Origin of the sequence: Rouxiella chamberiensis, from assembly GCF_026967475.1 — a bacterium.
Classification (GTDB): Bacteria; Pseudomonadota; Gammaproteobacteria; order Enterobacterales; family Enterobacteriaceae; genus Rouxiella; species Rouxiella chamberiensis.
The window spans coordinates 1,913,578-1,934,455 of record NZ_CP114058.1 but is presented as its reverse complement, the minus strand read 5'-3'; the positions used below and the strand labels follow the sequence as shown (position 1 = coordinate 1,934,455).

Sequence of the window (20,878 nt, the reverse complement as noted above, 5' to 3'; positions counted from 1 at the left end):
CTATTGATGCGGGAAGCTCGCGACATCTCTAACCATGTCATCAATGGCAGATTTCACGTCGGCGGCGGTAATCGGCGCGCTGTTGTTGGCCACCTGTTTGCCGGTGCCTTTGCGCACAACTTTGATTAACGGTTTGCCGGTGGTGACATCAATGGCTTCCAGCTCGAGAAACAGCTCCGAATTCTGACTCCGATGCCCCGAAACCGCCATTGCTCCGGCAATAACCGCACCCACCGGGATCACTTCATAAAACTGTACATCCTTGTTGCTGGCCGTAACGGCGGTGATAGCGGTTTTGACTCTTAATCCGCCCGGTTGTGGCTGATTGACGATGGTCATTCGCTGTCCCAGCGCCGCTTTGAGACGTTGCTCGGTATAGAGGCGAATTTGCTCAAGCGTGTCGGCGCTCACTCGACTGTCGGGCGCGGCGCGCGGATAGTAGATGACCGGGTCGAAGGAGAGAGTCTTGTAATGGCTTTCGTGATAATCAGGCGAAATCCAGCGCAATGTCTGATGTCCGCTTGCCGTTTGCACGAATTGCAGATCATCATAATTGCCTAAAAATCCAGAGTATTGATGCTTTTCGGCGACTTTCGAGGCGCAGGCCGCCAGCAGGCCGACCGCCAGAAGTAACCCAATTCGCGAAACGGCATTTAACGATCGCATAAGCTTGTATCCTTATATTTTTTATAATCAGGGAATGCTCCGCGCAACCTAGGCCGCAGCGGGGCTGAACGTGGGTTATTGTCATTTGAGTACCAGCAAATGATAAACACCCGCCTCATTTTCAATTCCGTGGGTATCGTGCGTGAATCCCGGGAAAGAGGTATCGAACTTCTCCAGAGCCTTGAGATAGGCGAGTAACGGACCTTCCGCATCGCCGGTATTTTCTCCGGGCATCAGCAGCGGAATGCCCGGTGGATAAGGCACAATGCCGGTCGCCACGATACGATTGGCGGCCTCGCTGAGCGGGATGAGCTCAACCTCGTTTCTCACCAGTTTTTCATAGGCTTCGACGGGGCTGAAGACGGCTTGCGGCAACATGCCGAAGGCTTGGGCCATCGTCGAGGTGGTTTTATGAATTTTCATCGCATTGAAAATCTGCACCGTGAGATCTTTCAACCCCATATCGCCATAGCGTTGACTGTTCACGGCCACCAAGTCCGGCAGACACATTTCCAGCTCCAGATTGGCATCGTAATCACGTTTGAAATCCAGCAGGGCATTGACCAGCGTGCCCCATTTTCCTTTGGTAATGCCGATGGAAAACAGGAACAAAATCGTAAAATCGGTGGTTTTCTCAACCACAATGCCTTGCCGACTTAGATACGCGCTCAATACACAGGCGGGAATGCCGTGCTCGAGCAACTCGCCGTCGTCGCCCATGCCCGGCGTGAGCACCGAAACTTTAATGGGGTCCAGCATGCAATAGCCGTCTTCAATGAGGCCGAAGCCATGCCAGATTTCGTCAGGATGCAAGACCCAGCAATCAGGCTCGCTTTTTAAAATGGCGGGATCGACCTCATGAAAAGGCAGTGATTGCTGCCCGACTTGTACAACGGGAGGCTGCCAGCAGGTAAAGAACCAATCGCCTTTTTCAGTTAAATCGCTGTGCATCCGCGAAACCACCTGACGAAACGAGATGGCCTCCTCGATGGATTCGGTGGTGAGGATTTCGCCGCTGGGCGACTCCATCATCGCCGAACCGACGTCACAGGAGGCCATAATGGCGTAATTAGGCGAGGTCGATGCATGCATCATGAAGGATTCGTTGAAGCGTCCATGAGGAATTGGATTGCGGCCGTCTCGCACGTGAATCATTGAAGCCTGTGATAATGCCGCGAGCAACTTATGGGTCGACTGGGTAGCAAACACGGTAGGGCCGGACGGGTCATGATCTTTGGGATTGCCGTGCATCGCAAAGCGGTCGCGATACAACGGATTAAAACGGGCATAGCCGTACCAGGCTTCATCAAAATGCAGGCGATCGACACTTTGACCCAGCAACTCTTCAACCCGCGTGACATTGTAAGTCAGGCCGTCGTAGGTCGAATTGGTGATAATCGCGTGAATCGGCGTCGGATCGATACCCTCTTTTACCAGCGGATTACGGGCGATTGCCGCTTTAATGCTTTCGCTGCTCAGGGTTTGCGGCAGAATCGGGCCGATAATGCCGAAGCGGTTGCGGGTGGGCACCAGATAGGTCGGGATCGCGCCCGAGAGGGTCATGGCGTGTTCGGCCGACTTGTGGCAGTTGCGATCGCAAAGCGCTATCTGATTACGCGTCACGCTCGCCATTAAAATAACGCGGTTGGAGGTCGATGAACCGTTGGTCACATAATAGGTGCGATGCGCCCCGAACACCTTGGCAGCGTAGCGTTCGCCCTGACCAATCGGGCCGCTGTGATCCAGCAGCGAACCCAGTTCGCCGACGGAAATCGAGAGGTCGGATCGGAAAAGATTTTCGCCAAAGAAGGCATAGAAGGCGCGGCCCGCCGTGCTTTTAAGAAATGCCGTGCCGCCTGCGTGACCCGGTGTGTGCCAGGAATATTCATAAGAGCGCGCAAATTTCAGCAGCGCGCCCAGCATCGGCGGCAATACCGCCTGACGATAACGTTCGATGGCGGCCAGAATACGTCCGCTGATAAAGCGGCTGGTGTCTTCCGGTAGCCAGATAAAATCGTCGGCATTTTGCATGACCACCAAAGGAATAGTCGAGGCGGTGCTGCGATCGCTTATCAGAAACACCGGCAAACGGGTGTTGCGTTTTCTGAGATCGGTGAGCAGCTTGATGCACTCCTCGTGCTCTTCGCTGCTGTCCAGGTTCCCAGCTCAATAAAACACATTGAATCGCCGGATCCGAATGCAGAATCGATGAGGCATCGCTTAAGGTTTCGGCAAGCGTAACGGTGATCAATCTCTCTTCAACATCATGAATCAACTGGTTTAAGCCACGTCCCAGCACCGTATGCTTATCCGGTGAGCTACTGATAAGGAGTGCCAACATGCCTAGCGGTTGTCTGGTCGCCGTCATTTTCAAGACCTCTTAGTCATTTGCACAGAATTCACGGGGATAGGTTTTTCCGACAAGTGTTGCGCACTCACCGTTTGTACCGGCACGCTGTTGTTGTGTTCTTCGAGACGGATAAGCCGGTTATTGACGAAGCCGAACAGGGTATAGCCGAAAATGGTCGCCACGCCGCCCAGCATCAAGGCCTGTTCGCCGGAACTGTACAGCGCCAGATAGCTGTAGGCTGCGGCTATCCAGGCGATGATGTTGCTGACCAGCGCCTTGCCCGGCGGGACATGAGACACTTTTTGCATCGTCATCAGGGCTGCCATGGACAGGATGTAAGGAACGAGATTGGTGACCACGGCGAGATTGACCAGCGTATCGAACTGCTTGGTCAGGTCGGGGCTGATGGTGAGCAATCCGAGGGCGGTTTGACCGGCCAGAAGAATGAGCATGCCGACAATCGGGGTTCCGGCCTTGTTGGCTCTGGCGAAAATCGGCAAAAAATAACCCGTGTCGGCAGAGCTTTTGAATACCTGGGCGATAGTGAATTGCCATCCAAGCAACGATCCGATACAGGCAATGACCATCAATGCCATTACCGCGTCACCCACAAATGGGGTAAACATCTTGGCAAACACCAGTCCAAACGGCGCGGTCGAGGCGGCCAGTTCAGGATTGGCGACAATACCGGCGATGACATTGGTAGAAACGATATAGATAACCGCTGCGCCGAGGGTGCCGCCCAAGACGGCAATAGGCACGTTTTTCTCGGGATTTTCAACGGCATCCGTATTGGCGCAGGCCGATTCCAGCCCTAGAAATGCCCAAAGCGTAATGGCGACGGACGCGCCCGCGGCATCTATCCATCCTCGGTTATGCGGGTTCCAGCCTGCGGCGTAAACGCTGCTGTCGAACCAGAACCATCCGACGGTCGAGACAATGACGACGGGGGCTATGACTCCCCATACGGTCACGGCGCCGATTTTGCCCGTAATACTCGCGCCGCCGAAATTGGCGAACCGTGGTAATCCATAGCAGCGCAATGGTGGCTAACCCCACCTGGAGACTGCTTAGGTGAATATGGAACAGTTCTTCGATATAGCCGACGGCCGTAATGCTGATGGCGACATTGGCGATGAGCAGGGAAACGCCGTAGGTATAGTTGGTAATATAATTCCCACCCTTGCCAAAGGTATATTCGGCATAACCGCCCATACCGCCCGTTTTACGGCTCAGCATGCCGCAGCGGGCGAATGCATAGGCCAGCGCCAGCGAACCTGTTGCCGTAATAAGCCACGATAAAATCGAGATAGCGCCGACTTCCGCAAGCTTGGTCGGCAATAACACAATTCCTGACCCTAACATATTTACTGCGGTTAGCATGGTGAGTTGTACCACGGTCATCTTTTTTGCGGCTGGCATACGCGTTTTCCAAAAAATAATGAAGGTTAAATAGATATAGCTTTAATCCTAAATTCATCAAGCAAATAATAATCTTTAAAACATGCACAATATCAATTAATTAAAGTTGCGTGATATTTATTAGTGTGCAAGTTAAGTTAATTTAATCCTCATGATTTTATTAACCCGCTGTAAAGCTTGTTAAATAATAGTGGCGGTGTAAGGGGTGCAATTAATTTGAGAAGGAAAAGTTAACGGCATTTTTATTTTTTTATTTTTTCTGTTTTCGCCGGGAGGCCTTTGCCAAAAAACCGCGTAACAATACGAAATAAAGAGATTAAAGATGGCTTTGCTTTGTAATGTATTGAATGCAATGGTATTTTGTTTTTTAGCTTTTGATTGTTTGGGGTTTTATTAATTTATTAAAACAAATTGAAGGGGGTGCTTTCTTTAAGGAGTTGTAATATATCGAGAATAAATGAGTGGAAGGTATAAATTCTCAAGAATGGCTAATGATATTTAACTTTCGAAGCCTTGAAGGTCGGCGGTAGAGAAATGCGAAGTAACCGAAGAAGATTAAGCGGATTTTTTGAGGTGGCTCAACTATTATTTTCTGCCATTGTGATAAGTGTCGAATCCAAAAATAAATCACATTTATGCAATCGATAAAAAACCAGAGCTTCACCATAGAGTCAAACTCTGCGGGAAGGTTCAAATAATATATAAATTAAATGCTGCTGGGTTGGCGCACTTTTTTCTTTATGCTGTCGGCGGGATGGGCTTAAAGGTTTTTCCTGAACCTATGCCTCATCCGGAGATTCTTCTACGTGATTCATCCTTCTGCAACAATTGCCAAAAACAGTATTATTGAACACGGCGCGCGCATTGGTGCGAACGTGCGCATCGGGCCGTTTCTGTCTGATTCAAAAAGATGTGGATATCGGCGAGGGCACGGAAATCGCCTCTCACACGGTTATCAACGGCCACACCCGCATCGGAAAACACAACCTTATAGAGCGATTCTGTTCGATCGGTGAAATCAATCAAGACCTTAAATATGCCGGAGAACCCACACGTCTGGTGATAGGCGATTGTAATCATATTGGTCAATACGCCACGCTTCATCGAGGTACGCTGCAAGGCACCGGCATTACGCAGATAGGCGATAACAATGTTTTTCATGACAAGGTCCATATCGGCCATGACTGCGTCGTCGGCAATTCCGTGCGATTCGGTATCCATAGCATATTGGCAGGGCACGTCGAGGTTGACGATAACGTCGAACTTGGCGCGCAGTCGGCGGTGCATCAGTTCTGCATTTTGGGTCTGGGTGCGAAAATTCTGGCTCAATCCTGCGTAGTGCAGGATATCCCGCCGTTTGTCTGTGTGCAGGGGAATCGCTGCAAACCCGTTGGCATTCATGAACATGCCTTGATACAGCGCGTTGAAGAGGACATTCTGCGTAAAATTATCCATTCGCTTTATCAACGTTTGTATCACTGCGCAGAGGCGCTGGAAGTGGTGAGAGAAGAGATTGCCCGCTTGCAGCAGGAATATCCGCTGCTGGGCTGTTATGAGCACTTCTTTGCACGTTCAGTGCGCGGGATTATCCGCTAACGCTGTCGCAACGCACGCTGCGCTGCGACAGGAGGTCGTTTAGGCTTCGAGCGCCAGCAGGGCAAAGGTCGCGAGCCAGTGCTCACCGGTATAGTCGCTGTCGAGATGATCGAGAGCGCTATGCAAATGACTGTCAGCGGCAGTCTGGAGCAGCAAAACCCGCGGATCGCCCGCGGGCAGGGCGGCCGCCAGTGACCGCTGACACCACGCCCGACTCAGATTCAATCCATCCAGATGACCAATTTTGCCATCGGTTCTGTCCGTGACGGTCGCCGGTGTAAACAGAGTCTCGGGTTTACCGTGCGCCAACTGCGGCAGAAAGCGGCCAAACCAGGTCACAAATGCCTGTGGCGGCAGCACGCGACGCATCAATTCAGCCTCCATTAAGGAAGGCGACAGGAACTCGTCACCGCCCGGTTCCCAGGCCTGACAGTTCACGTCTTCAAGATGCCAGCGTAGCGCCGTCTCTTCAATCAGCGAGGCGAGCTTGTTGCGCGACGCGCTTCGGGCATAGTCCAACGTCAACGCCAGCGCGAAGGCGGTATTGAAATGGGTCCCGACGCGCAGGGGATAGGTCGCTTTAGGCAGAAACTCGCAGAAACTTTTGACGAAAAATTCCGTCATCGGCGACAACGTTTTCACCCATTGCGCCGCCTGCGGCAAGGGCAGGGCTTCCAGTTGCTGAATCAGTGCCAGGAACCAGGCCCAACCATAAGGGCGTTCGAAACCGCTGTGCTGCTTTTGCTGAAGATAGCGCATCTCGCCCGCCACATTTTCCGGCGTGAAATGCGTGGAGACCACGGCGATAATCGCGTCGGCTTCGGGCAATGCCGGATACCGCCCAAGCAGGCGCAGCAGCAGCCAGTAGCCATGCACGCAGGAGTGCCAGTCATAACTGCCATAAAAAATAGGATGCAGCGCGCGCGGGCCTTGAACATCTTCCGGCCCGGCAAGCGCATGGGTCAGCTTGTTCGGGTATTCACGAGTTAAATGATTCAACGCCAGCGAGGCGAAGCGTGACGCCATTTCTGGCGTCAATTGCATAGGGCTTTCCGAGCTCGACATAATTTCTCCTTTGGCGCACCGTTAGAAACGGAACACAAAGAAATACAGGAATGCAGTGTTGACCAGCAACAACAAGATGCCCGTCATGGCCTGCGCTTTGATGACGCCATATTTATCTTTAAGCTCAAGCAGCGCGGCGGGAACAATATTGAAGTTGGCGGCCATTGGCGTCATCAGGGTTCCACAGAAGCCCGACAACATGCCGATAGCGCCCATAATTGCCGGGTTGCCGCCCAGTTGATGGAAGATAAGCGGTAAACCGATACCGGCGGTCATTACGGGGAAGGCCGCGAAGCCGTTGCCCATGATCATGGTAAACAGTGCCATGCCGAAAGTATAAGCGATGCAAATGGCCAGCGGCGATCCCATCGGAATGATGTCTTTCACCAAGTCAGCAACCACGGTTCCCACGCCCGCCAGCGCAAACAGTCCGCCCAGCGCGGCCAGCATTTGCGGCAGAATCGCCGCCCAGCCAACCGTATCCATCGTGTGTCCACCTGCTTTAATCGCTTTTAACGGCGAGTCGCGCAGCATCACCAGCGCCACGATAAAGGCCACAACGGTGCCGAGCACCAGGGAAATCAGCGTGACATTTTTGGTTTCCACAAGCGGCGTATATTTCAGCGTAAGGGTGCCTATCAGGGTCACGAGTGGAATAAGCAGGGCCGGAATAAACAGTTTGTTGCCAAAACGTTTGGCATTGGCTTCGCGCCGGGCCTTGATTTCCGGCTGGCTGGCATCGTGTTTACCTTTGCCCAGTTGGCCCGTACCGGCAATAACGGCCAGCAGAATCGCCATACAGCCGGTCACAAAATGCGGCAATTGCGTACCAATCAGGAAGGTAAGGGCGTAGATTCCCCAGAACCAAGGCATTGATTACGCGCTTGGGATTGGTTTTATCGCCAAGGTTGAAAAGGGCAAACGCGGCAAACAGCAGGCCCGCGAGGATATAAACGGTATTAAGGGTAATCATTTTGCCGCCTCCGCCCATTGTGCATCAAAACGTTTGGCCAGAGAGCGGTCGAGCAACCATAAACGGAAGAAATGAATAATCAGCGCGGCGATGGCCGTCGGAATAGCCCATACGGAAAGCTGCAAAGGTTCGACAAAGACGCCGTTCTGGTCGAGGAAACCTTTAATCAACAAAATCGACTGCACTGCAATAAAGATGTCTTCGCCGAAGAATACGGCGATGTTATCGACGGCCGCGGCATTGGCGCGAATTTTCTGGCGCACCTCGGCCGGTAAGTCACCGTATTTGCTTACCGCTGCGGCTTCGGCCATCGGGGCAATAAGCGGGCGGACCATCTGCGCGTGTCCGCCAAGTGACGTCAGGCCCAGTGCGGCAGTCATCTGACGAATAAAGAAGTAGAGCATCAATACGCGACCGGTGGTGGCAGCGTGAATTTTGGAAATCAGATGCTGCGCCTGTTCTCTTAAGCCGCTGCGTTCCAGAATCGCGATGACAGGCAGCGTCAGCCAAATCAGGCCCATGTAGCGGTTATCAATAAACGCTTTACCGAACGCGCCGACAATCTCGACCGTCTGCATACCGCCCGCCAGGCCGGTTGAAATCCCGGCGATAGTGACGACGAGCAGCGGATTGAACCGCAACGCAAAGCCGATCACGACGATCGGAATGCCAATCAATACCCACATAGTATTACCCCTGTTGTTCAAAAATAGACGTGTGACGTTGTGATGTTCTTATGTATTGCTTTGATTTATAGGTATATATTTTTTATAAGTCGGATTAGTACGAAAAGCATAAGAAATGCCAGAGTCGGAAAGTACCAAGCACGAGCGCGTTAAGCAAGTTTGAATGTGGTAGAAAAAAGCGGCGAGGTGGAAAATGTGAGCGGGATAAAGCTTAAGAGATTAGCCCGATGAAAATCGGGCTATTGAAAGGATATTGCCGGTTATTCGTCGTCTTCGTCGCCGTAATATTTTACGCCGAGTTTAATTAACGGACGACCCTGCGCCTTGCGATGCAGGTTGGTGTCACGCAGGGAATACACGCAGCCGCAATATTCCTGCTGGTAAAAGTGCTCGCGTTTGCTGATTTCGACCATCCGCGCCGCGCCGCCCTTTTTGCGCCAGTTATAGTCCCAGTACACCATGCCAGGATAAGGCGCCGCCGAGCGATGGCCGCAACCGTTGATCTGCTGCATGTCCTTCCAGCGCGAAATGCCAAGCGAGCTTGAAATGGCCGTGTAGCCATGCTCGAACGCATAGAGCGCGGTGCGTTCGAAACGCATGTCGAAACACATGGTGCAGCGAATGCCGCGCTCCGGCTCTTTTTCCATCCCGCGCGCGCGTTCGAACCAGTTATCGGTGTCGTAATCGGCATCGATAAAGGGAATATTGTGCTGTTCGGCAAAGCGGATATTTTCCTCTTTGCGCAGCAGATACTCTTTTTGCGGATGAATATTGGGATTGTAGAAAAATATCGCATACTCGATGCCCGAGGCCTGAATCGCCTCCATCACCTCACCGGAACAGGCGCGCAGCAGGAGTGCAGCAATAATTTGTTGTGCCCATCGGGTAGGGCGAGTTTGTCGCGTACTAAATCGTTCATGATTGGGCCTGTCAGTTCACATTGCTCTCGTTATGATAGGGAAGCAAAATCTCCTGTCAAAGACTCGTGCTTTTCTATGCCGTTGATACTTCGGTGCTATGATGGAAGTAAGCCGATGTCTTAACGGCCGAAACGGGTAAAACGCGCTGTAGAAACACAACGATCGCCGCTTGTTGATCAAAAGTAAGGATGCAGCAATGCAAATAATGAGACCGCATCAAATTCGCTGGTTTAGTCTGCTGATTGTCATTGGCGGATTGTTTCTGGTTTTGCCGCTCCATCTGCTGGGGTGTTTTATCGCCGGTTTTGTGGTTTATGAACTGGTCAACGGACTGACGCCCTATTTTCAGAAAGTCATTCGGGGCGATCGCGCCCGCTGGCTGGTGGTCGCCCTCATCAGTACCATTGTAGTAGGTGGTCTTATTCTGGCGGTCATGGGCATCGTCTCTTTCCTGCTGCACGACATGCGTAATCCCGAGGCGTTCAACATCAAGGTCAGTCAACTGCTCAGTGATGCACAAAGCCGTCTTTCACCGGTCATGCTGCATTATCTGCCCGAAAACTTCGAAGAGTTGCAGCGCGAATTTATTCAATGGATGCGCGAACACGTAGTAATGATCCAGACCGCCGGTAAAAATGCCGCGCACACCTTCGTCACGATGCTGGTCGGCATGATTCTCGGTGCCATCATTTCTCTGCAAAAGCAGGTCGGCGACGACCAGCATGCGCCCCTCAAGAACGATTTGATGCAGCGCATGAAACTGCTGAGTCAGTCTTTCCGGAACGTGGTGTTTGCCCAGTTCCAGATCTCGCTTATCAATACGGTGCTGTCGGGCATATTTCTGTTTGGCATTTTGCCGCTGTTCGGCATTCATTTGCCGCTGTCGAAAACGCTGGTGGTCTTTACCTTTGTCTGCGGCTTGCTGCCGGTGGTGGGCAATCTGATTTCCAATACGGTTATCTGCATCGTCGGGCTGTCTATATCCCTCTGGGTCGGCGCGCTGGTGCTGGCGTACCTGATTATCATTCACAAGGTCGAGTATTTCCTGAATGCGCGAATTGTAGGAACGAGCATCAATGCCAAGTCGTGGGAAGTGCTGCTGGCGATGCTTATTTTCGAATCCGCCTTTGGCCTGCCCGGGGTTGTAGCCGCGCCTATCTACTATGCCTATCTGAAAAGTGAGCTGAAATCCGCCCGTTTGATCTAGCGGTCAGCGTCTTGCTTCCGCTCGATTTCCTCCCCCTGATTAGGCGCTGCAGGTTGCACAGCGCTTAATCAAAATTCCGAAAAAAACAGATTTAGGCAAGCACTCGCGAGGATCGTTATAACGATTTTCCGACGTTTGCCTGCATACTTTGCACCGGTGGCGCTCTGAGGATCGCTACCCCGAATTCTTTCGTTAACCCTCAGGAGAAAACAGATGACACTTAACGTCCGAGGATTTGCCGCGCAGTCCGCAGAGACCGAACTGGCACCCCACACTTTCGTACGTCGCGATCCGCGTGATACCGATGTTGTTATCGACATCAAATATTGCGGCGTTTGTCACTCAGACATTCACCAGGCACGTAACGAATGGCATCAGAGCGTCTATCCTCTGGTTCCGGGCCACGAAATCATTGGCTATGTCACGCACGTCGGCGCCAAAGTCACCCAGTTCAAGGTCGGCGATTCCGTCGGTGTTGGCTGTATGGTGGATTCCTGCAAAGCGTGCTCGTCCTGCAAGGCCGACCTCGAGCAGTACTGCGAAGAAGGTCCGACCATGACTTACAACAGTCTGGATCGCCACGACGGCATGATGACTTACGGCGGCTACTCCGAGCAAATCGTGGTGTCCGAGAAGTTCGTGCTGCGCGTCCCTGAAGCGCTGGACTTCAAGGCCGCGGCACCGCTGCTGTGTGCCGGTATCACCACGTACTCGCCGCTTAAGCATTGGGGCGTGAAGCCGGGCCACAAGGTCGCTATCGTAGGTTTGGGCGGTCTGGGCCACATGGGTCTGAAATTTGCTCACGCCATGGGCGCAGACGTTACGCTGTTTACCCGCTCTGCCGGTAAAGAGCAGGAAGCACGTCGCCTGGGTGCAAACCACGTGGTGCTGTCTACCGATGAAAAACAAATGGCTGACGTTAAAAACCATTTCGACTTCATCCTCGACACCGTTCCGCATCAGCACGACCTGAACCCGTACCTTGATACGCTGAAAGTCAACGGTGTGCACATTCTGGTGGGGCTTATCGAGCCGGTCGAGCCTGCCGTTCACGCAGGTAAACTGATCGGTGGCCGCAAGAGCCTCGTGGGTTCCCTGATTGGCGGTATCGCAGAGACTCAGGAAATGCTGGATTTCTGTGCCGAAAACAACATCGGTTGTGACGTCGAGATGATCAATATGGATCAAATCAACGAAGCCTACACCCGTATGCTGAACAGCGACGTGAAATACCGTTTCGTCATCGATATGGAATCACTGAAAAACGCATAACACCAAGGTTCGCCTCGGGTTTTGACGTTTACTGCGCCCGTCCATGCTTGTGGACGGGCGCTTTGCGTTTAAATTTCACCTTTCCCGCCTTGCCGACTTCTCGCCATCTTGCCGCAGTGGTATTCTTCTGCTTTCGCCGAGCGAAGGAAAATCAGTGGCCAAGAATTTTGATGAACTAATCAGAGACATCGATCTGATTATCGAACATGTTGATAACCTGAAGAACCTGCCACCGCGTGAGAAGCAGAGCCCTAACCATCCACCGGCCGAAAAGCTGGCCTATGATTCGTTCTCTGAAATTTTTGCGCTCAAGGCCGTGATGCGGGCTTTTATCTCCTCCGTTGATACCATCGTAAAGGTACAGATTGCTCACAAGGTCGAGCAGGACATTGGTCATCTCGAAAACCGCGTGCGCTCCATAGGCGGCGACAGCGCGAAAGCCGAAGACCTGGCGCAAATCAGCGCCTATGTCCGGCACGCCGTCTCCGAGATGATGGAGTAGGCGGGCAGGAAGGATGCAAGCCCCTGATGCTGGCTGTTTTTCTCGTCGTGCCGACGAGCAGAGGCATCCAGCATTTTTTTTATTTTCGATTTACGTGCCGCATTCCACAGCATCTTATTTAAAATCAGTGGCCTGGATGTCGATAAATCAAGCTAATCGTACGATAACTCAACATAATTGGGTAATTACCTTAGGTAACCGTTAAAAACAGTTGCTATTGAAATGCAGTCATGAGTAAATAGCTCTCGGCCTGTGGTACAGACCTATTTATGCACGACATCCTGAGTAAAGTTGTTCCAATTTAATGCGTTATCCTTGATAACACTGATCTGACGAATTTCCTTCTTAGTGCCTCCATAAGTAACGACTGAAATCCGGCTATAACATGCCCATGGTGGCAAAATTTATATTTAAAAGGTAATTCGCATGTCTAATATGATGAAAGGTCAAGTTAAGTGGTTCAACGAGTCTAAAGGCTTTGGCTTCATCACTCCTGCAGACGGCAGCAAAGATGTATTCGTACACTTCTCTGCAATCCAGGATCAAGGTTTCAAGACCCTGGCTGAAGGCCAGAACGTATCTTTCTCTATCGAGAACGGTGCTAAAGGTCCGTCAGCGGCTAACGTTACCGCTATCTAATCTCACTTGTCCGCTGTTTTACAGCTGATAACGTAGATTACAAAAACCCGCCAAGGCGGGTTTTTTATTGCCTGTCATTCCTCGCCTCCTCTTTGCGCCGCATCATGTTTTATCCCCTGTAAACTAGAATACACTTATCGAAGACAACGCAGGGCGCTGGGCTTATCCCAGGCTATTCACATTCCGGAGCAGCATATGCAGGTTGACGATCTTGTTACGGTAAAAACCGATGGCGGTCCTCGTCGCGAGGGCAGGGTACTGGCGGTAGAAACATTCTACGAAGGGGTGATGTATCTTGTGTCTCTGGAAGACTATCCGGCGGGTATCTGGTTTTTCAATGAAACGCAAAGCAAGGATGGAACCTTTGTAGAGCCACGAGAGGGCCGTTAAGCCCCTTCGCTGTAAACTTGCTGTCAGCTACGCCACTTCGATACCCGTGAAAGGGTGGAAGCTCCCGTCTCTACGGCGAGGCCGTGCGAGAGGAGAGCTTGTTGAGTTTTAGCTAACAAAGATACCTTCAGTTAGTGAATCACTAAGTCGTACTACGTGGTAGATGATGTGCTTGGTTCTGCGTTTTGATTTTACGTTTGATGCTGCCTTTATAAGACGACACCGTTTTGACCTTGATCCTCAGTTTGTCGGAAATCTGAATCGTGCCTTCGCCCGACATCCACATCTTCAACATATTCGATTCGCTACGGCTCAAAACTACTGGTGAATTATCCAGCATGGTGGTTCCCATACCGGCTAAATTAAACTTACAAATATGACTGCTTAACAACTGATTGAGTGAAGATGTTTTTATTGATTTAGACGTAATAATCACATTTTCGCGAACGTGCACGTATTCATCGAAATGATTGCGGGTACTCGACATGAAAATGATAAACAAAGTCTTGGGATGTTCAACTATCAAATTACGTAATTGCGAAGACTTCGTGGCCTGGGAAGACAAACAAGCCTCATTGATAAAAACAATTCTTGGTAACTGCATTTGGCAATGTTGTTCGAGGTCTTCTATATCACTGGCATAAATAATATCGCGGGTATTAATCCCATTTAACGACAGGGAATGTATTAAACCCAAGCGTGTAAAACGACATAAATCCAGGATTATCGTTTGCATGATTATGGTCCTTATTGGACGTCCATGTGTGCATGTCTGATTATTAGGTTAGAGGGCTGTGACAATGAAGGTGGTTAACAGTTAGCCAACCTTGCGGATCCTTTTTGCAATAAATCGGCGCAAAATACAAAGTTAATTTTTATCGGTAAACCCGTTTACTTTTGCCGTATCAATTTCGCTTATGGACCTGTAAAATTAATGTAAGCGTCATGCGTGTATCTTAAAGCCATGATCCTCAATCTTTGCAGGGACATAGCAACAAAAAGTAATTGCACTTAACATTAATGTGAAGGGTGAATTATTAGTTTTAAAGCTAAACATCAAGTTGGTTATTAAAAATTATTCACCGATTTTATTCGGGGTGTAACCTCGGGTAACGAGGTGTTACTTACGGTTTTAAAAGAAAAAATTAGGAATAGGTCGAATTCATAAGCGGTATCGAAGGCTTGGCTTATCTAATCATTTCGCGGCAATTAAGCAGAACATCAATTTATTTGACCTATCAAGGCCAGATTGCTCTTAAAAATTAATGAAGATTGAAGCCTCTCGTCTGTTGCTTCCTTATACAATGGCACTGAAAGCCCGCGTATGCCCGTCCACGCCCGTCATTTAACCTTTTACCCTCGCGCGTTCGAGGGGCTTTCCTGTCGATATGCTTTCAATTTTTTGATACTCGTTATGTGAATTATACGTTAGCCTTGTGGTCGTAAAAGTTAACACCGACTCCACGGATGCCCGATGATGCGGCATCGCTCCAAGCAAAGAGCATTGTGGTCGGATTCATACACTTGCTAAGCCAAAGGAAACCTTTTCGGCATGGAACGAAGAGCATTTATTAAAGCTTCAATGGCATTTGCTGCTTACTGTGGTGTGCCTGCGATGGCATCCCTGTTCACCGGTTCAGCCGAAGCGGCACAAGGGAGTGTGGCCGACGGCGGCGCGACCTCCTTTGACTTCTCTACTTTGCAGAAGTTGGCTGCTTCACTCGCTAAACAGCCTTATGGCGGCGCTCCCGAGCCTCTGCCTGAAACCCTGGCCAACCTTACGCCACAGGCTTACAACAGCATTCAGTACGACCACGCGCACTCTCTTTGGCATAACATCCCGAATCGCCAGCTGGACGTCGAACTGTTTCACGTCGGCATGGGCTTCAAACGTCGGGTGAAAATGTTTGCTCTTGATGGCGACAAGCATCAGGCGCGCGAGATTCACTTCCGCCCCGAACTCTTCAACTACCATGACGCCGGTGTCGATACCAGCCAGCTCGAGGGTAAATCCAACCTCGGCTTTGCCGGATTCAAGGTCAACAAGGCCCCTGAGCTGACCCAGCGCGACGTGGTTTCTTTCCTGGGCGCAAGCTACTTCCGCGCAGTAGACGACACCTATCAGTATGGCCTGTCTGCCCGTGGTGTAGCGGTCGATACCTTTACCGACCATCCTGAAGAGTTCCCCGACTTCGTCTCCTTCTGGTTTGAAACGCCGAAAGCCGACTCCACCACCTTCGTGGTCTATGCCCTGCTTGACGGCCCGAGCATTACCGGCGCGTACCGCTTCACCATTCGCTGCGAGCCTACGCGTGTAGTCATGGAAATCGACAAGCACCTTCATGCCCGTAAAGACGTCAAGCAGCTCGGCATTTCGCCGATGACCAGCATGTTTAGCTGTGGTACCAACGAACGGGGCCGCTGCGACACCATTCACCCTCAGATTCATGACTCCGATCGCCTGGCCATGTGGCGCGGCAATGGCGAATGGGTATGTCGTCCGTTGAATAACCCGCAAAAGTTGCAGTTCAACGCCTTCGCGGATGAAAACCCGAAAGGCTTCGGACTGTTGCAGCTTGACCATGATTTTGATGATTATCAGGATGTTATCGGCTGGTATAACAAGCGTCCCAGCCTGTGGGTCGAGCCGAAAGGTAATTGGGGCAAGGGTTCAATCAATCTGATGGAGATCCCGACGACCGGCGAAACGCTGGATAACGTGGTGTGCTTCTGGCAGCCGGAAAAGGCTATCAAGGCCGGGGATTCGCTGGACTTCAGCTACCGTCTCTACTGGAGCAATGAGCCGCCAATCCGCAGTCCGATGGCGAAAGTGCTGGCAACGCGTACCGGCATGGGCGGCTTCCCGGAAGGCTGGGCGCCGGGTGAACACTATCCGACCGTCTGGCAGCGCCGTTTTGCCGTAGACTTCATCGGTGGCGAGCTAAAATCGTATGCAGATAAAGGTATCGAGCCGGTCATCAATGTCTCGTCCGGCAAGATTAGCAACATCGAAATCCTTTATGTTCAACCGTTTGACGGTTACCGCATCCTGTTCGACTGGGCACCTACCAGCGATTCGGTCGAACCGGTCGAACTGCGCATGTTCCTGCGCTCGCACGACCATGCCCTGAGCGAAACCTGGCTCTACCAGTATTTCCCGCCTGCGCCGGACAAACGTAAATACGTTGACGATCGTCAGATGAGCTAAATCATTCAACAAATTGCAACGCAAAATGGGGCCATCGAGGCCCCATTTTTTTATTCAGGATAAAAGCGAGAAAAGAAGAAAGTGTATTAGAAAGCTTTACTTACCAATCCGCGTGTCACGTCATGGCCGTGACGTAACAGTCCGTCGAACCTTTGTTCAGTCTTTTTTAATTGTTCGAGAAACTCTTCCGGCGTGTAGTTGTGCGTTTTCCCGCTCATATAGGCAAGGGCCAGCTCTTTTGCATGGTAGCGTTGAAAGTTATACATAATATTCCTTGTTGATCATAAATAATTAAACAGATAGCTCACAACGTGCATAAAACGGCAACTCGCACTTCTGTATATAATGGGCTTATTCTTATAAATTAATAACGACGAGTAAATGCGTTTCTATAAATAGATTTGATAGCCAATCCCGTGCATAAAAATAAAGGCTCGCGCGTTAAGTGATAGTGATCGGCTAAATGGGTAAGTTTTAATAATGGGTAAATGAAGGGTGAATGACGAGTCATGAATTCCCGACGCATAGTCATTCAAAACAGCTAAAACACAATCCCATGATTTAATTCATATGTGCGTGTTAAGGAATGAATAGATTCCTTATGGGAATGTCCGCAATTGTTCAAAAAAATTTAGCCGTTGCGATGCTGGCGCTGGCGAGGAGTTTTCAGGTTGGCAAGCCGCGTTATTAAGAAATTACTCAGATTATTGCGATAATTATCAGGGTTTACTCAGGCCACCTGAGGGAAATATGAGATTTCTCTTAGATGGCCAAAGCATTCTTTCTGCATAATTAATCAGTGCAGCCTTTCCCATATAAACGGAATAAAGAGAGGAAGTTGTGAAATCACATACAGAATCAGGCCGATACCCGCGCCGACCAGCGTGCCGTTGATGCGAATAAACTGCAAATCTTTACCGATATTCAGTTCTATCTGCCGCGACATATCTTTCTCGTCCCAGCCCTTAACGGTATCGCTGATATGGCGGGTCAGGAACTGGGCAAAATCCGGTGCCATCTTCTCGGCCAGCGTTTCCATTTGCAGGTTCATCGACTTGCGCAGGGCAGGGTCTTTGCTCAACATATTGCCCAGCCACAGACCGGCTTCGCTGACTCGCGCATGCAGTCTGGAGTCGGGTTTTTCAAGATCATCCTTCATCCACTGACGTAAATCGCCCCACAGGCCGAGAATATAGCCGTTCAGACTCGGGTCATTTTTCAGGTAGCCTTTAATCTCTTCAGCTTTGGCTGCCATTTTGGGGTCGTTCTGCAGGCGCTGGATAAACCGCGCAATCACACGGTCGAAACTCAGACGAAAAGCGTGGCCCCGATCGCTGCCAATATCGTCCAGCAGCGAGTTCACGGCATTCGACACCATCTGCGCGCCGTTATCTCCCAACCATTCGGTTGGCAGCATTTTGGACTTGATAGGATGCTCGCGCTTCACCCAGCGGACAATCTGCGTGGCGATAAACTCGCGGCTTGCAGGCTGCTCCAATAACACCACCAGTTTTTGCATCACCTGATCCAAAAGCGCCTGATGGCGTCCGTCTTTGGTCAGGCTTTCAAGCAGGGTCGCCACGGACTGGGAGAGGTCGACTTTATCGATGGCCGTGTGCAGCGCATCTTTGACCAGTTTCTGAATTCGCGTGTCGTCGGTGATATCCAGAAAGTTGCGCATGATGCTCACCAGATAACCGCCAAACTGCTCGGCGTTCTCTCTGGCAGTCAGCCATGTGCCCATGGCCTGGGCGGGATCGTGCTGGCGTATCAGCCGGACCAGCGAACCCGGATCAAGGAATTTTTCCTGCACGAAGATGGCAAGATTGTCGGCAATCTTGTGTTTGTTTTTCGGAATGATGGCGGTATGGGCGGCAACAAACGGAATCGGAACACGCTTGAACAGGGCCACGACCGCAAACCAGTCGGCAAGCGCCCCGACCATGGCCGCCTCGCTTATCGCCTTCAGGCCGTTGACCCAGAATCCCGGCGGCAGAAAGAGGGTGAGGAGAAACAGCGCAGCGGCCACGAGGAGCAACAGCAGCGCATTACGTTTACTTCTTTTGAGTTCATTTTCTTTGTTCATTACATGAGTTTAGGACGGAGAGGGCGGGATTGTCAGTTTTTTCAAATCCTGAACGGGTGGATAAAGTGAGAAATATTCTTGATCTCATTCAGGCGACCATTACACTGCGTCCAGTTTATATAATTCGAGAATTAATCTTCATGGAGCTTTTGCGCGTTGTTTTCAGGCAATACCGTTGGCCGTTTATCGGGGTTATTGCATTGACGCTCGCCAGTGCGGCGTTGGGAATCGGGTTGATTGCCTTCATTAATGTCAAGCTTATCAGAACCACGCAGGCCTCAATGGCGGTACTTCCGGAGTTTCTCGGCTTTCTGCTGTTGCTGATGGCGGTCACGCTGGGTTCGCAACTGGCATTGACGGCGCTCGGACACCATTTCGTCTTCAAGCTGCGCAGCCAGTTTATCAAACGCATTATGGATACCGATATCGAGCGCATCGAGCAGATTGGCAATGCGCAGTTGCTGGCGAGCCTTGGCAGTGATATTCGCAGTATCACGCTGGCATTTGTGCGCTTGCCCGAACTGCTGCAGGGCATTATCCTGTCGATTGGCTGCACAGTTTATCTCGGCTGGTTGTCGCCCAAAATGCTGGTGGTGGTGGTTATCTGGCTGATTGTGACGATTGCGGTGAGCTTTAAACTGGTTGGACGCGTTTATGGTCATCTGAACCACGTGCGCGAAGCCGAAGACAGTTTGCAGAAAGATTATGAAACGGTAATAACAGGGCGTAAAGAGCTGGCACTCAACCGTCAGCGCGCGCAGCAAGTCTTCGAGCAGGAGTATCAGCGCGACGCCATGCACTATAAAAAGCACATTATCGGCGCAGACACTTTTCACCTGAGCGCGGTGAACTGGTCGAATATCATGATGCTGGGTGCGATTGGCATGGTGTTTTACATGGCAAACTCGCTCGGCTGGTCCAACAATGCCGTCGCCGCGACCTTTTCCCTGACGTTGCTGTTTCTGCGTACCCCGCTGTTGCAGGCAGTAGGCGCGCTGCCCACGCTGCTCAGCGCGCAGGTGGCTTTCAGAAAACTCAAACTTCTGCGTCTCGCCGAGTATCACGCCGATTTCGTGCCGCCTGCGCCAAACCGCGACTGGCAGCAGCTTGAACTGCGGGACCTCTCTTTTGAGTATGAAGGGCAGCAATTCGGCATTGGTCCTATCAATCTGACTCTTAAACGCGGCGAAATGGTATTTCTGATTGGCGGCAACGGCAGCGGAAAATCGACGCTCGCGATGTTGCTGACCGGCCTGTATGTGCCGAAATCCGGGCAAATACTGCTCGACGGCAGGGCGATTGAAGCAGACAACGTCAACGATTATCGTCAGCTTTTCTCGGCAGTCTTTACCGATTTTCATCTGTTTGGCAAGATGATCGGCCCCAATGGCGCAGCCCCCGATGCGAAACTGGTCGCCGAATGGCTCGACCAGCTGAAAATGGCCGAGAAGCTCGAAATCGAAGACCAGCAGATAAAAAACCTGCAGCTGTCGAAAGGTCAGCAAAAAAGGGTCGCGCTGCTGCTGGCCGCCGCCGAAGGGCGAGACTTCCTGCTGCTTGACGAATGGGCGGCGGATCAGGACCCCCAGTTTCGCCGCACCTTCTATCGCGACCTGCTGCCGCGTCTTTCCGCCATGGGCAAAACGGTGCTGGCAATCAGTCACGACGACCATTACTTCCAGCATGCCGACCGTCTGCTGGAAATGCGTCAGGGCCAGCTTCGTGAACTGACCGGTCAGGATCGCGAAGCCGCCTCGCGAGACGCCGTGGCCGCCATCAACTAAGCCTCCGGCATCATTGCGTCGCCCATCGACGAAACAGGGCGGAAGTGCCTGCTTCCGCCCCGCGTTTTCGAGGCTTTTCAATTTTTAAGAGTTGCCTGACATGGCGTCCTCG

General features: G+C 51.4%; 13 protein-coding genes and 5 pseudogenes. 8 read left to right on the top strand and 10 right to left on the bottom strand.

The features are described from left to right. From O1V66_RS08865 to potE, 3 genes and pseudogenes are all read right to left on the bottom strand, one after another. Positions 1-666: a DUF3313 domain-containing protein gene (locus O1V66_RS08865; protein ID WP_045046750.1), complete on the bottom strand. Its 666-nt coding sequence runs from the start codon at positions 664-666 to the stop codon at positions 1-3. An 81-nt stretch (positions 667-747) separates the two neighbouring features. Next, a complete protein-coding gene (locus O1V66_RS08860; RefSeq protein WP_414058478.1) occupies positions 748-2,748 on the bottom strand; it encodes an Orn/Lys/Arg family decarboxylase in 2,001 nt (666 codons plus the stop codon). Positions 2,749-3,036: 288 nt separating this feature from the next. After that, a pseudogene (gene potE, locus O1V66_RS08855) lies at positions 3,037-4,438 on the bottom strand (putrescine-ornithine antiporter). Between the two features lie 806 nt (positions 4,439-5,244). On the opposite strand from potE, the pseudogene lpxA reads away from it, so the two are divergent. Continuing rightward, a pseudogene (gene lpxA, locus O1V66_RS08850) lies at positions 5,245-6,034 on the top strand (acyl-ACP--UDP-N-acetylglucosamine O-acyltransferase). 39 nt (positions 6,035-6,073) lie between these two features. On the opposite strand, the gene O1V66_RS08845 reads toward lpxA, so the two are convergent. From O1V66_RS08845 to O1V66_RS08830, 4 genes and pseudogenes are all read right to left on the bottom strand, one after another. Further along, positions 6,074-7,078, bottom strand: a complete 1,005-nt coding sequence (locus O1V66_RS08845) for a DUF2891 domain-containing protein (protein ID WP_206540478.1) — start codon at positions 7,076-7,078, stop codon at positions 6,074-6,076. 42 nt (positions 7,079-7,120) lie between these two features. Beyond that, a pseudogene (locus tag O1V66_RS08840) lies at positions 7,121-8,072 on the bottom strand (DUF979 domain-containing protein). Then, a complete protein-coding gene (locus O1V66_RS08835) occupies positions 8,069-8,758 on the bottom strand; it encodes a DUF969 domain-containing protein (RefSeq protein WP_045046756.1) in 690 nt (229 codons plus the stop codon). The pseudogene O1V66_RS08840 and the gene O1V66_RS08835 overlap by 4 nt, the downstream one beginning before the upstream one ends. 260 nt (positions 8,759-9,018) lie before the next feature. Beyond that, a pseudogene (locus O1V66_RS08830) lies at positions 9,019-9,677 on the bottom strand (epoxyqueuosine reductase QueH). A gap of 197 nt (positions 9,678-9,874) precedes the next feature. Between O1V66_RS08830 and O1V66_RS08825 the strand changes: the two are divergent. From O1V66_RS08825 to dsrB, 5 genes are all read left to right on the top strand, one after another. Then, a complete protein-coding gene (locus O1V66_RS08825) occupies positions 9,875-10,885 on the top strand; it encodes an AI-2E family transporter (RefSeq protein WP_045046758.1) in 1,011 nt (336 codons plus the stop codon). 213 nt (positions 10,886-11,098) lie between these two features. Then, positions 11,099-12,157 (top strand): NAD(P)-dependent alcohol dehydrogenase, encoded by a 1,059-nt coding sequence (locus O1V66_RS08820; RefSeq protein WP_045046759.1) that lies wholly within the window; start codon positions 11,099-11,101, stop codon positions 12,155-12,157. 154 nt (positions 12,158-12,311) lie between these two features. Beyond that, a complete protein-coding gene (locus O1V66_RS08815; protein WP_045046890.1) occupies positions 12,312-12,659 on the top strand; it encodes a hypothetical protein in 348 nt (115 codons plus the stop codon). 426 nt (positions 12,660-13,085) lie between these two features. Then, a complete protein-coding gene (cspE, locus tag O1V66_RS08810; protein ID WP_045046760.1) occupies positions 13,086-13,298 on the top strand; it encodes a transcription antiterminator/RNA stability regulator CspE in 213 nt (70 codons plus the stop codon). Positions 13,299-13,493: 195 nt separating this feature from the next. Beyond that, positions 13,494-13,688: a protein DsrB gene (gene dsrB / locus O1V66_RS08805; RefSeq protein ID WP_045046761.1), complete on the top strand. Its 195-nt coding sequence runs from the start codon at positions 13,494-13,496 to the stop codon at positions 13,686-13,688. Positions 13,689-13,796: 108 nt separating this feature from the next. Here dsrB and rcsA read toward each other — a convergent pair. After that, positions 13,797-14,424 (bottom strand): annotated as a pseudogene (rcsA, locus tag O1V66_RS08800) (transcriptional regulator RcsA). 816 nt (positions 14,425-15,240) lie between these two features. On the opposite strand from rcsA, the gene O1V66_RS08795 reads away from it, so the two are divergent. Further along, the gene (locus O1V66_RS08795) at positions 15,241-16,896 is read left to right on the top strand and encodes a glucan biosynthesis protein D (protein WP_045046763.1); all 1,656 of its coding nucleotides are present in this window, start codon (positions 15,241-15,243) and stop codon (positions 16,894-16,896) included. A gap of 86 nt (positions 16,897-16,982) precedes the next feature. Here the strand turns inward: O1V66_RS08795 and O1V66_RS08790 are convergent, their stop codons facing one another. Together O1V66_RS08790 and O1V66_RS08785 are read right to left on the bottom strand one after the other, a co-directional pair. Then, positions 16,983-17,162: a hypothetical protein gene (locus tag O1V66_RS08790; RefSeq protein WP_045046764.1), complete on the bottom strand. Its 180-nt coding sequence runs from the start codon at positions 17,160-17,162 to the stop codon at positions 16,983-16,985. A 530-nt stretch (positions 17,163-17,692) separates the two neighbouring features. Further along, positions 17,693-18,982 (bottom strand): DUF445 domain-containing protein, encoded by a 1,290-nt coding sequence (locus tag O1V66_RS08785; protein WP_045046765.1) that lies wholly within the window; start codon positions 18,980-18,982, stop codon positions 17,693-17,695. 140 nt (positions 18,983-19,122) lie between these two features. Here O1V66_RS08785 and O1V66_RS08780 point away from each other — a divergent pair, with 140 nt between their 5' ends. Then, positions 19,123-20,766, top strand: coding sequence for a multidrug ABC transporter permease/ATP-binding protein (locus O1V66_RS08780; RefSeq protein ID WP_045046766.1), 1,644 nt, complete (start codon positions 19,123-19,125; stop codon positions 20,764-20,766). Positions 20,767-20,878: the final 112 nt, after the last annotated feature.

Bases quoted from the DNA above. Each gene is read 5' to 3' on its own strand.
- O1V66_RS08790 (WP_045046764.1), bottom strand. From the start codon at position 17,162: ATGTATAACTTTCAACGCTACCATGCAAAAGAGCTGGCCCTTGCCTAT.
- O1V66_RS08835 (WP_045046756.1), bottom strand. From the start codon at position 8,758: ATGTGGGTATTGATTGGCATTCCGATCGTCGTGATCGGCTTTGCGTTG.
- O1V66_RS08845 (WP_206540478.1), bottom strand. From the start codon at position 7,078: ATGCAATTGACGCCAGAAATGGCGTCACGCTTCGCCTCGCTGGCGTTG.
- cspE (WP_045046760.1), top strand. From the start codon at position 13,086: ATGTCTAATATGATGAAAGGTCAAGTTAAGTGGTTCAACGAGTCTAAA.
- O1V66_RS08825 (WP_045046758.1), top strand. From the start codon at position 9,875: ATGCAAATAATGAGACCGCATCAAATTCGCTGGTTTAGTCTGCTGATT.
- O1V66_RS08795 (WP_045046763.1), top strand. From the start codon at position 15,241: ATGGAACGAAGAGCATTTATTAAAGCTTCAATGGCATTTGCTGCTTAC.
- dsrB (WP_045046761.1), top strand. From the start codon at position 13,494: ATGCAGGTTGACGATCTTGTTACGGTAAAAACCGATGGCGGTCCTCGT.
- O1V66_RS08785 (WP_045046765.1), bottom strand. From the start codon at position 18,982: ATGAACAAAGAAAATGAACTCAAAAGAAGTAAACGTAATGCGCTGCTG.
- O1V66_RS08865 (WP_045046750.1), bottom strand. From the start codon at position 666: ATGCGATCGTTAAATGCCGTTTCGCGAATTGGGTTACTTCTGGCGGTC.
- O1V66_RS08820 (WP_045046759.1), top strand. From the start codon at position 11,099: ATGACACTTAACGTCCGAGGATTTGCCGCGCAGTCCGCAGAGACCGAA.
- O1V66_RS08780 (WP_045046766.1), top strand. From the start codon at position 19,123: ATGGAGCTTTTGCGCGTTGTTTTCAGGCAATACCGTTGGCCGTTTATC.